Here is an 11,388-nt window from a genome sequence, read left to right as displayed (position 1 = left end):
CATGAACCTGCGTTTTCTTCCCTGGTCCTTTGCCCTTGCGCTGCTGGTCGGCTGCAGTACGGTGTCCGCGCCGCACGTGCAGCGCAACGGCAACCTGTCGCCCAGCGCCGCTGCCGGGCAGGCGGCCGATGTCGCCGCCGATGCCGCCCGTGAGAACCAGGGCGCGCCGCAGGCGGTGATCCGCCGCGGCACCGGCACCATGATCAACCGCGAAGCCGCGCGCGCACCGGCGCCGGCGCTGCACGGGGCCAGCACCGGCGAGGCCACGTTCAACTTCGAAGGCGAATCGCTGCACGCGGTGGTCAAGGCGATCCTGGGTGACATGCTGGGCCAGAACTACGTGATCGCCCCGGGTGTGCAGGGCACGGTCACCCTGGCCACGCCCAAGCCGGTGTCGCCGGCGCAGGCGCTGAACCTGCTGGAGATGGTGCTGGGCTGGAACAACGCGCGCATGGTCTACAGCGGCGGTCGCTACAACATCGTTGCCGCCGACCAGGCATTGGCCGGTACGGTGGCGCCCAGCACGGCGCCCGCCGCCAGCGCACGCGGCTTCGAGGTGCGGGTGATCCCGCTGCAGTTCATCTCGGCCACCGAAATGAAGAAGGTGCTCGAGCCGTACGCGCGGCCCAACGCCATCGTCAACGTCGACAGCGGCCGCAACGTGATCACCCTGGGCGGCACCCGTGCCGAGCTGGAAAACTACATGCGCACCGTCGAGATCTTCGACGTCGATTGGCTGTCGGGCATGTCGGTGGGGGTGTTCCCGATCCAGTCGGGCAAGGCCGAGCAGGTTGCCGCGGACCTTGAGAAGGTGTTCGGTGAGGAGAGCAAGACGCCCAGCGCCGGCATGTTCCGTTTCCTGCCGCTGGAAAATGCCAATGCTGTGCTGGTGATCACCCCGCAGGTGCGGTACCTGGACCAGATCCAGCAATGGCTGGACCGGATCGATACCGCAGGTGGCAGTGCGCGCCTGTTCTCCTATGAACTGCGCTACATCAAGGCCCGCGATCTGGCCGAGCGCCTCAGCGAAGCCTTCGCCAGCAGTGGCAACCGGGGCGGCTCCAGCCCGGCGTCGCTGGCACCGGGTGCGATTCCGTCGCAGCTGGGCGGCGAGAGCGACCGCGGCATGGACAGCAGCAACAGCAGCCTGGGTTCCACCACGGGAGGAACCGGCAGCGGCAGCAGTGGCGGCAGCATGAACCTGCCGCAGCGCCAGTCCGGCAATGTCAGTGTCAGCCTGGAGGTGGAAGGTGACCGTGTCGGCGTGTCGGCGGTGGAGGAAACCAACACGCTGCTGGTGCGTTCGACGCCGCAGGCATGGCGCTCGATCCGCGAAGTGATCGAGAAGCTGGACGTGATGCCGTTGCAGGTGCACATCGAAGCACAGGTGGCCGAAGTCGCGCTGACCGGCGACCTGAAGTATGGCGTGAACTGGTTCTTCGACAACGCCGTAGCCGGGCGCGCGCTGACCGGTGCGCTCAGCGGGCTGACCCTGCCGCCTGCGGCCGCCGGCGCCTGGAACACCTTCGCCGGTGGCGTGACCGGCAACGATGGCGTGGGCTGGGCCTTCACCGGCCACAATGCCGCGGCGGTGGTCAGCGCACTGGACAAGGTCACCGACCTGCGTCTGCTGCAGACCCCTTCGGTGTTCGTGCGCAACAACGCCGAAGCCACGCTCAATGTGGGTGACAAGGTGCCGATCAACACCACCACGGTGAACACCGGTGTGGGCACCAGCACCTACAGTTCGGTGCAGTACATCGATACCGGCGTGATCCTCAAGGTGCGCCCGCGGGTGACCCGCGACGGCACCGTGTTCCTGGACATCGTGCAGGAAGTGAGCAGCGCCTCGGAGATTCCGGAGACCTGCAACCCCAACGAGCGCAACTGCAACCCGCGCATCTCGACCAAGAAGCTGTCCACCGAGGCGGCGGTGCAGAGCGGTGACACCATCATGCTGGCCGGTCTGATCACCGATTCGGCCACCGATGGCAGCAGCGGCATTCCGGGCCTGAGCAAGATTCCGGTGATCGGTGCGCTGTTCGGCCAGAAGACCCGTACCAGCCGTCGTTCGGAGGTGATCGTGCTGCTGACCCCGAGCATCGTCCGCAACGGCCAGGAAGCGCGCAATCTGACTGACGAGTACAGCAAGCGTTTCCGTGCGATGGAACCGCTGAACCAGCCGCGCGCGAAGAAGTAAGGGGGCGCGGCCGGGCGAGGCCCGGCTCTCATGGTAGTGCCGGCCGCTGGCCGGCAACTGCAACTGCAACAGCGGATTTTCTGGGGGATGGCGGGGCACTGTGGGTTTGCGGCGTCCCCCGCAACCGGACCCACCCCCGCCATCCCACGAATAGCGGGCTTCTGCTGTTGCTTCGGCTTCGGCTCTGGCTCTGGCCTGAAGGGGGTGCCGGGTGCAACCCGGCCGATACCCCCCGGTGCTACGCTGTGGCCACCGACAACCACGGAGGCGGGATGGGGGCGATCGTGTTGTTGCCGCTGTGCGTGGACGATGCCGCGCTTGACCGTTGCCTGGCGGCGCTGGATGCCGGCACGGCACCCGGTACCGCAGTCTGGCTGGCCGACGATGCGCAGACCGGCCCACGTGCACAGGGCGTGGTCGAACACTGGTTGGCGCATACGCCGTTGCAGGCCGAATACACGCGCCGCGCGCGGCCATTGGGCGAGGTGGCACATCTGGATGAAATGCTGCGCGCGTGCGATGGCCTGGACGTGGCCGTGCTGGCGCCGGACAGCGTGCCGGCACCGGGGTGGTTGCAGCAATTGCAGGACGCCTTCGCCCGCGACGCCGCCATCGCCACGGCAACGCCCTGGTGCAATGCCGGCGAAACCGCCGCGTGGCCGCGGCTGGGCGAGATCAATCCAGAACCGCAGGACCCGGCAGTGCTGGCGCAGACCTGCGCCGCACTGCCGACGCTGCACCCCGAACTGCCCTCGGCCGTCACCCATGCGGTGCTGGTGCGCGGCAACGCCCGCCGTCGCGCCGGTGGCCTGGACGTGGACAGTTACATCGGCTGGAATGCGGCGCTGGTCGACCTGAGCCTGCGCATGGCCGGGCTGGGCTGGCGCAACGTGCTGTGCGAGACCGCCTTTGTCAGCCGCGCAGGCGAGGCGATCAGCCGCGACGGCGATCTGGAAGCGCTGGCCGCGCGCTGGCCGGGCTGGGTGCCACGCCTGGCGGACTTCCTGATGCATGACCCGTTGCACGGGCTGCGGGCCGACCTGCAGCAGCGCATGCGGCAGGCGATAATGCCGCAGGAACAGGGCGACCTGTTCGTCCCGTCCGTGCCGGAGCCTCCCGTTTGAATGCTGCCATTGCCGCCGTTGTCGTCACCTTCCAGAGCGGCAGCACCATCGATGCCTGCCTCTCGCGCCTGCGCCAGGCGCAGGATGTGGCCGAGATCCGGGTGATCGACAACGGTTCGCTGGATGGCACGCTTGAGATCGTGCAGCGCCATGCCAGCCATGACCCGCGCGTGCGCTTTGTCGGCAACCCGGACAACCCGGGCTTCGCTGCGGCCAACAACCAGGGCGTGGCCGATTCGCGCAGCCCGTGGCTGGCTTTCATCAACCCGGACCTGATGGTCGAGGCCGATACCCTGGCCGCGCTGCGCGCCCGTGCCGATGCGCTGGGCGACTGCCTGCTGGGCGTGGAACAGGTGGATGAGCAGGGCCATGCCGACGAAGCGGTGCGGCGCCGCGACCCGGACTTCCTGATGATGCTGCGGTCGCCGGGCAAGGGCTCGAAGCTGGCGGTTCCGCGCGACCCGTCGCAGGCGTTGCAACGGGTGCCGGCGCTGTCCGGCGCACTGCTGATGATGCCGCGCACGCTGTTCGACCGCATCGGCGGCTGGGATGCGGGCTATCGCCTGCATGCCGAAGACCTGGACCTGTGCCGGCGCGCGCGTGCGGCCGGGGCGGTGGTGGCCATCGCCAACGACCTGCAGGTCACTCACGTGCGTGGTGTCTCCAGCCGCTCGCGTCCGTTCTTCGTTGAATGGCACAAGCACAAGGGCCTGTGGCGCTACTTCCAGAAGTTCGAGGCCGGGCAACGCTCGCTGCCGGTGCGTGTGGCGGTGTTTGCGGCAATCTGGGCCCATGCGCTGATGCTGGTGCCGAGGTTGCTGCGCCGGTCGTTGTAGCGCCGCAGGCGCATCCACGCATGGCGTGGATCTACCGGCGGCGCCCCCGGTTCACCCGGCCGGGCGCATAATCCGCCCCATGCCTATCATCCAGTCTCTGCTCGATACCGACCTGTACAAGTTCACCATGATGCAGGCGGTGCTGCACCAGCATCCCGGCGCCCAGGTGCAGTACCGGTTCAAGTGCCGTACCCCCGGCATCGACCTGGCGCGCTACATCGACCAGATCGACGAAGAAGTCGACCATCTGTGTGCGCTGCGCTTCAGCGATGCCGAGCTGGATTACATGCGTGGCCTGCGTTTCGTGAAGCCGGACTTCGCCGACTTCCTCGGCCTGTTCCATCTCGATCGCAAGTACATCCAGCTGCGTGCGTCGAAGACCGTGCCCGGCGAGATCGAGCTGGACATCACCGGGCCGTGGCTGCACACCATCCTGTTCGAGGTGCCACTGCTGGCGATCATCAACGAGGTCTGGTTCCGCAACACCACCACCGCCGACTTCGCCGAAGGTGAGCGCCGGCTGCAGGCCAAGGCCGCGCTGCTGCGCGATACGCCCGGTTTCGAGCAGTGCCGCATTGCCGACTACGGCAGCCGCCGGCGCTATTCCCGCGACTGGCACGCGCGCCTGCTGCCGTTGCTGCGCGATGCACTGGGGCCGCAACTGGTCGGCACCAGCAACGTGCACTTCGCACGCCTGTACGGCATGACGCCGCACGGCACGATGGCCCATGAGTACCTGCAGGCGTTCCAGGCGCTGGGCCCGCGCCTGCGCGATTCGCAGGTGGCCGCACTGGATTCGTGGGCGCGCGAGTATCGCGGCGACCTGGGCATCGCGTTGTCCGACGTGGTGGGCCTGGACGCGTTCCTGCGCGACTTCGACATGTACTTCTGCAAGCTGTTTGACGGCGTCCGCCACGATTCGGGCGATCCGTTCGACTGGGGCGACCGCATGCTCGCGCATTTCCAGCAGCGCCGGGTCGATCCGCGCAGCAAGGTGCTGGTGTTCAGCGATGGGCTCGACATCGCCAAGGTGATGCGGCTGTACGACTACTTCCGCGGCCGTTGCCAGGTCGCGTTCGGGGTCGGTACCCACCTGACCAATGACCTGGGCCCGACGCCGCTCAACATCGTCATCAAGATGGTCCGCTGCAATGGCCAGCCGGTGGCCAAGCTCAGCGATTCGCCGGGCAAGAGCATGTGCGACGACCCTGGCTACCTGGCCTACCTGCGACAGGTCTTCGAGCTGCCTCAGCCCGAGTAGGGGCGTCGCCCCGGCGCCTTACAGGTAATCGACCACCACCAGGTACGCGCCCTGCAGCGGCTGCTGCCGCGCCGCTTCCACCCGGTAGCGCTCGGAGAAGGCGATATCGCCGGCGCGCAATGCGCTGGCCGACACCGACAGCTTATGGCCCTGGCGCTTGCCGTCGCGCAGCGTGGCGGCCTGGCCGTCGGCCAGCGCCGTCACCGCCACCGTTGAACCCTTGGCCGACGGCGGGCAGGCCGCCAGGCTCAGCTCGCCCTGGGACAGGTTCGTCGTGCAGCCCGGTTCGGCGATGCGGCCACTGAAGCGGATGCTGCCGCTGCTGGCCTGGGCCACGGCACTGAGCGACATCAGCGCCACGCACAGCAGAAGGGAGTTCCTCATGACACGTTCTCTGGTTCGGTGTGTCCTAGTTAGCGACAGCTTCGATCCAGCTTTAATAGGACGATTCCGAATCTGCTAGGGCCATCACCAACAAAGAGTGATGCGCATCAAATAAGCCGATTCTCCCTAGAAAACGTACGGTTTCCGCGCGTGCCGGTAGCGTCACTCGTTGCGTCAAAAGACGTCGCTTCTCACTCGATGGCGGCACCGTCAACGTTCCCGCGCCGACGCAGTCTCAATCCGGGTAACACGTCACACATGGGGCGTCAATGAATTGACGTTCAGAAAAATAATGAGACTTTCATCACACTTGTGCATATACTTTCGTCACGGATCCAGGGGAGGTACATCCGGATCCGGCCACAGGTGAGACGCAAGGATGGGTCTTGTTAGCCCGGCAGTGCTCCTTGCTTCCTCCTCTACTTCTCATCTCTTCAGTAGGGTTAGGTAAAAGCGAATGCACAAGATCAACCTCATTGCCGCTCTGATGCTGGCCGCCGCTCCGCTGGCCGCCAACGCCGCCGACGGCACCATCACCTTCAATGGCAAGGTGACCGACAAGACCTGCACCATCTCGACCCCGGGCGGCAAGGATTTCGCCGTGACCCTGCCGACCGTGTCCAAGAACACCCTGGCCACCGCCGGTGCCGTGGCCGGTCGTACCCCGTTCGCCATCAACCTGACCAAGTGCAGCGCCGGCAACGTCGCCACCTACTTCGAGCCGGGTTCCACCGTTGACTTCAACAGCGGCCGCCTGGTCAACCAGGCCTCGGCCAACGCTGCCACCAACGTGCAGCTGCAGCTGCCGGGTTCGAACAACCAGTTCCTGCCGGTCAAGGCTGCCGGCGCTGGCCTGGCCCAGACCAACTCGCAGTGGGTCACCGTCGGCACCGATGGTTCGGCTGACCTGAACTACTACGCCGAGTACTACGCCACTGCCGCCGCCACCCCGGGCGACGTCACCAGCAGCGTCAAGTACACGATCATCTACAACTGATCGTCGCCGTACCCGCACTGGCCGGCGTATGCGCCGGCCAGTGCTCCGCGGCCTCTGGCCACACCCCTCGAGCGTAGTCCTTCCGATGAAAGCACTCTTTCCCCGGGCGCTGCTGCTGGCAGCGTTCACGCTGCCCTTCTGCCAGAACGCTCTGGCCGGCGTGGTGGTCAATGGCACCCGCGTGATCTACCCCGCGCAGGCGCGCGAAGTCACCGTGCAGGTCGACAACGTGGGCGACTCGCCGGCGCTGGTACAGGCCTGGATCGACAGCGGCGATGCCAACCAGACCGCCGACACCAGCGATGCCCCGTTCGTACTGACGCCGCCGATCGCGCGCGTCGAACCGGGTCGCAGCCAGGCGCTGCGCGTGATCTTCTCCGGCGCGCAGCTGCCGACCGACCGCGAGACGGTGTTCTGGCTCAACGTGCTGGATGTGCCGCCGTCGCCGGACAACGCCGACAGCGGCGACCAGAATTATCTGCAGGTCGCGTTCCGTTCGCGGCTGAAGCTGTTCTACCGGCCGCAGGGCCTGAAGGGCGTCGCCAATGACGCACCGGCCGCGTTGCGCTGGACCCGCACCGGCGACCGCCTGCGGGTGGAAAACCCCAGCCCCTTCCACGTCACGCTGGCCGAAGTGCATGCGCTCACCGGCAGCAGTGAAAAGGCAGTGGAGGACAAGGGCGCAATGGTCGCGCCGAAGCAGAGCCTGGAGTTCGCCGCACCGGCGGGCACCGACCAGGTGCGCTTCATCACCATCAACGATTACGGCGGCCGGGTGGAACACACGATCCGCCTCGGCAGCACCGGGGGCTGAACGCGCCGCGCCGGCCATCGGCCCGCGCATCCCGCCACCGCCGCCGTGCGGCGAATTGAAGGAATGTCAGTGTGATCGGAAACAGATTGACATTGTCGATCCATCAGGCGATCTGCCTGTTGGCTGCTGGCGTGGCCTGCCCAGGATGGGCGCTGGCCGCACCGGCCAATCTCGGCGAACAGGCGCTGATGGCCCAGAGTGGTGCGGCCACCGCGCGTGCGCCGGAGTCGGCCCAGTTCAATTCCAGCTTCCTGTCCGGCCAGGCCAAGCAGGTCGATCTGGCCGCTTTCAGCAACGGCAACCCGATGGTGGCCGGCAGCTACCGTGTCGACGTCTACGTCAACGGTGCCTGGCAGGGCCGTCGTGACCTGCAGTTCAAGGCCGATGCGCAGGGCCGTGTCGACGCCTGCCTGCCGCTGCCGATGCTGGAGGAAATGGGCGTGGACAGCGAGGCCGTGCTGCTGCAGCAGGACCCGTCCGTGCCCACCGACACCAGCAGCTGCGTGCCGGTGCAGCAGCGCATGGCCAACGCCTACGGTGTCTACGACAGCGGCAACCTGCGCTACGACCTCAGCATCCCGCAGGTGTTCCTGCGCCGCGAGGCGCGCGGCTACGTCAATCCGGCGCTGTGGGACCGTGGCATCAATGCCGGTTTCGTCGGCTACAGCTTCAACGCCATCGACAGCGACAGCCGCGTTGAAGGTGGCCAGCGCAACCGCAGTGCCTACCTGGGTCTCAACGCCGGCCTGAACCTGGGCGGCTGGCAGTTCCGCCATGATTCCAACCTGACCTGGAGCGATGGCGACGGCCGCCATTGGCAGAGCATCGCCACCTACGCCCAGCGTGGCATTCCTCAGGTGCGCGGCATGCTCACCGTCGGTGAGGCGTACACCACCGGCGAACTGTTCGATTCGATCGGCTATCGCGGTGCCAGCCTGGCCAGCGACGATCGCATGCTGCCCGATTCGCTGCGCGGTTACGCGCCGGTCGTGCGTGGCATCGCCGAGACCAACGCACGCGTGGAAGTGCGGCAGAACCAGCAGCTGATCTATTCCTCCACTGTCTCGCCGGGCAGCTTCGTCATCGACGATCTGTACCCGACCGGCTACGGCGGCGATCTGGAAGTGAGCGTGATCGAGGCCGACGGCCGCCGCCGCGAGTTCAAGGTGCCGTTCGGTTCGGTGCCGCAGATGCTGCGCGAGGGCGTGTCGCGCTACGCGCTGACCGCCGGCCAGGTGCGCAACAAGCTGCTGGCCGACGAACCCTGGCTGGTGCAGGGCACCTACCAGCGCGGCATCGGCAACCAGCTGACCGTGTACGGCGGCAGCGCACTGAGCGAAGGCTACCTGTCGCTGCTGTACGGCGTCGGCCTGTCCACGCGCATCGGCGCGTTCGCCGCCGATGTCACCCACGCGCGCACCTCGTTCGACCACTACGGTGACCACACCGGTGCCAGCGTGCGCTTGAGCTACAGCAACATGATCGGCGAGACCGGGACCAACCTGACCCTGGCCGCCTACCGCTACTCCACCGAAGGCTTCTACAGCCTGCAGGACGCCCTGTATGGTCGCGACGCGGACACCCGCGGCATCGATCCGACCACACGTGGCCGCCAGCGCAGCCAGTTCCAGCTGACCCTGAACCAGCCGCTGGGCCGCCGTGGCGGTGCCCTGTATGTGACCGGCTCGGTGCGCGACTTCTACGACCGCAGCGGTACCTCCAAGCAGTACCAGGTGGGCTACAACAATGCCTGGCGTTCGGTGAATTACGGTTTCTCGGCGCTGCGCACCGAAGAAGGCGTGCTGGGCCGCTCCGATACCCAGTACCTGTTCTCGATGAGCGTGCCGCTGGGTCGCGGCACCCACCCGGTGTCGTTCAGCGCCGACCTCGGCGCGCGCGACCGTGGTGGCTATGACAACAGCCGCGTCGGCATCACCGGTTCGGCCGGCGTGGACAACAACTTCAGCTACGGCGCGGCGCTGTCGGATTCGCGCGAGGGCGGCACCACCGCCGTCGGCAACGTCGAATACCGCAGCCGTTACTCCGCGTTGAACGCCACCTACAGCCACTCGCGCGACTTCCGCCAGGCCTCGGTCGGCGCCAACGGCAGCGTGGTGGTGCACCCGGGCGGCTTCACCTTCACCCCGCAGCGTGGCGACACCATGGTGCTGGTCGAGGCGCCGGGCGCACGTGATGCCATGGTCAGCAATGCGCCGGGCCTGCGCGTGGATGGCCGTGGCTACGCGGTGGTGCCGTACGTGTCGCCGTACCGCCTCAACACCGTCACCCTCGACCCGCAGGGCATGGCCCACGACGTCGAGCTGGAAAGCACCAGCCAGTCGGTGGCGCCGTTTGCCGGTGCCATCAGCTACCTGCGCTTCGATACCCGCAAGGGCAACGCACTGCTGATCCAGGTGCGCAACACCGATGGCCGCACGATGCCCTTCGGTGCGCAGGTCAAGGACGAGCAGGGCCAGCCGGTGGGCATGGTCAGCCAGGGCGGGCGCCTGTACGTGCGCAGCGAGCACAACCAGGGCCGCCTGCAGGTGGAGTGGGGTGCCGGTGCCGAACAGCGTTGCACCATCGACTACCAGGTTCCGGCGGGCGCCGACGCGTCCAAGACCGGTTTCATTCCGCTGGAGGCAGCATGCCGTTGATTTCTTTCCGAGGCCGCAAGGCGCTGGCCGCGCTGGCGATGCTTGGCGGCGTGCTGCTGGCGCAGCAGGCCAGTGCCGCCTGCCGCATCCAGAGCAGCTGGTTCGTGGCCCAGGACGTGACCATGGACATGGGCCAGATCGTGATCCTGCCCAGCACCCCGGTCGGTGGCGTGATCAAGGAGATCAGCGAGCCGATCAACCAGCAGAACAGCGTGGCGCGCTGCGACTGGTCCGGGGGGCGCTCGATCGGCGAGTACGTCAATGCCGCACAGAAGCGCCCGGTGGCCGGATTCTCCAACGTCTATGAAACCGACGTGGCGGGCGTGGGCATCCGGCTGTACCGCGACTCCGGCGCGATCCAGACCTATTACCCGCACACCATCAATTTCGGCAGCAACAACACCATCTCGCTGGTGGGGGGTACCTTCCGCATCCAGCTGATCAAGACCGCCGCGCAGACCGGCTCGGGCGTGATCGCACCGAACGGCCGTTTCACCACCTACTACTTCGATGGCGACGGTGCGAGCCGGCCGGTGCTGACCTCCACCTTCAAGGGCTCGGGCACCACCGTGGTCAGCCCCACCTGCGAAGTGCAGGCCGGCAGCCGCAACATCGCCGTGGATTTCGGCAGCGTGCCCAACACCACCTTCACCGGCGTCGGTTCCAAGGCCGTCAACCGCGACTTCGAGATCCGCCTGAACTGCCAGGGCAGCAATGTAGCGGCCTACCAGAGCAAGATCGGCATCCGCCTGGATGCCGACCAGGACAGCTCCAACATGGCGGGCGTGCTGAAGCTCAGCGCGGCCAGCAACAGCGCCACGCGCATCGGCATCCAGATGGTCCAGCGCGACGGCACCACCGAACGCGAAGTGCGCTTCGGCCAGACCATCAACGTCGGCACCACCGCGCCGGGTACCAGCGTCATGGCGCTGCCGCTGCGCGCCCGTTACATCCAGACACAGGCCGGTACCGTCGGTGCCGGTGTCGCAAACGGCCAGGCAACGTTCACCATCCAGTACGAATAACGCGGCCAACGGCCACCTTCCACCACCGCTGCGCCGCACCCCAACGTCGCCTGCCTGCAGGCGGCGTTGACCGCGTCTTGATCCCGCAAG

Annotated in this window: 9 protein-coding genes; 8 read left to right on the top strand and 1 reads right to left on the bottom strand. The window is 67.0% G+C overall.

Going from position 1 to position 11,388, the window contains the following annotated elements; translation table 11 throughout:
* Position 1 precedes the first annotated feature (1 nt).
* The 4 genes from gspD to pncB all read left to right on the top strand — a co-directional run bounded on the left by gspD (position 2) and on the right by pncB (position 5,421).
* Positions 2–2,200: a type II secretion system secretin GspD gene (gene gspD, locus AC5YGJ_RS15155; RefSeq protein WP_496187017.1), complete on the top strand. Its 2,199-nt coding sequence runs from the start codon at positions 2–4 to the stop codon at positions 2,198–2,200.
* Positions 2,201–2,472: 272 nt separating this feature from the next.
* Positions 2,473–3,324, top strand: a complete 852-nt coding sequence (locus AC5YGJ_RS15150; protein ID WP_249841962.1) for a glycosyltransferase family 2 protein — start codon at positions 2,473–2,475, stop codon at positions 3,322–3,324.
* Positions 3,321–4,160: a glycosyltransferase family 2 protein gene (locus AC5YGJ_RS15145; protein ID WP_249841961.1), complete on the top strand. Its 840-nt coding sequence runs from the start codon at positions 3,321–3,323 to the stop codon at positions 4,158–4,160. Before AC5YGJ_RS15150 ends, AC5YGJ_RS15145 begins: the two co-directional genes overlap by 4 nt.
* 79 nt (positions 4,161–4,239) lie before the next feature.
* A complete protein-coding gene (pncB, locus tag AC5YGJ_RS15140) occupies positions 4,240–5,421 on the top strand; it encodes a nicotinate phosphoribosyltransferase (RefSeq protein WP_249841960.1) in 1,182 nt (393 codons plus the stop codon).
* Between the two features lie 18 nt (positions 5,422–5,439).
* On the opposite strand, the gene AC5YGJ_RS15135 is transcribed toward pncB, so the two are convergent.
* Complete coding sequence (locus tag AC5YGJ_RS15135) at positions 5,440–5,805, bottom strand: hypothetical protein (protein WP_496187016.1); 366 nt, start codon at positions 5,803–5,805, stop codon at positions 5,440–5,442.
* Positions 5,806–6,262: 457 nt separating this feature from the next.
* On the opposite strand from AC5YGJ_RS15135, the gene AC5YGJ_RS15130 reads away from it, so the two are divergent.
* The 4 genes from AC5YGJ_RS15130 (at position 6,263) to AC5YGJ_RS15115 (ending at position 11,298) form a co-directional block, all read left to right on the top strand.
* Positions 6,263–6,802 carry a fimbrial protein gene (locus tag AC5YGJ_RS15130; protein ID WP_496187015.1) on the top strand — a complete coding sequence of 180 codons (540 nt, stop codon included), beginning with the start codon at positions 6,263–6,265 and terminating at the stop codon, positions 6,800–6,802.
* An 85-nt stretch (positions 6,803–6,887) separates the two neighbouring features.
* The gene (locus AC5YGJ_RS15125; protein WP_309336213.1) at positions 6,888–7,616 is read left to right on the top strand and encodes a fimbrial biogenesis chaperone; all 729 of its coding nucleotides are present in this window, start codon (positions 6,888–6,890) and stop codon (positions 7,614–7,616) included.
* 92 nt (positions 7,617–7,708) lie between these two features.
* Positions 7,709–10,273, top strand: coding sequence for a fimbria/pilus outer membrane usher protein (locus AC5YGJ_RS15120; RefSeq protein ID WP_306803896.1), 2,565 nt, complete (start codon positions 7,709–7,711; stop codon positions 10,271–10,273).
* A complete protein-coding gene (locus tag AC5YGJ_RS15115) occupies positions 10,264–11,298 on the top strand; it encodes a fimbrial protein (RefSeq protein WP_249841957.1) in 1,035 nt (344 codons plus the stop codon). The genes AC5YGJ_RS15120 and AC5YGJ_RS15115 overlap by 10 nt, the downstream gene beginning before the upstream one ends.
* Positions 11,299–11,388: the final 90 nt, after the last annotated feature.

This window comes from Stenotrophomonas sp. CS3K5 (assembly GCF_059515225.1).
Note: the sequence above shows the minus strand (reverse complement) of the source record. Positions and strands in the feature narration are given on the sequence as shown.